General features: G+C 69.9%; 1 protein-coding gene. It reads left to right on the top strand.

The window, feature by feature from the left end; genetic code table 11:
- On the top strand, positions 1–289 hold a 289-nt coding region (locus tag PUR61_RS29285; protein WP_329882501.1), incomplete at both ends, for an acyltransferase domain-containing protein.

Raw genomic sequence — 289 nt, 5'->3', positions numbered from 1 at the left:
GACGTGGTGTTCGTGTATCCGGGTCAGGGTGGTCAGTGGCTGGGTATGGCGGTGGGTCTGCTGGGGTCGCGAGCGTTCGCGGAGCGGTTGCGGGAGTGTGATGCGGCGCTGTTGCCGTTGACGGGGTTCTCGGTGGAGGCGGTGCTGAGGGGCGGGGACGACTGGTTGGCGCGGGTGGAGGTGGTGCAGCCGGTGCTGTGGGCGGTGGGTGTGGCGCTCACGGCGTGGTGGGAGTCGTTCGGGGTGGTTCCCGCCGCGGTGGTGGGTCATTCGCAGGGTGAGGTGGTGG

The sequence above is a fragment of the Streptomyces sp. BE20 genome (assembly GCF_036322525.1).
GTDB lineage: Bacteria > Actinomycetota > Actinomycetes > Streptomycetales > Streptomycetaceae > Kitasatospora.
Note: the sequence above shows the minus strand (reverse complement) of the source record. Positions and strands in the feature narration are given on the sequence as shown.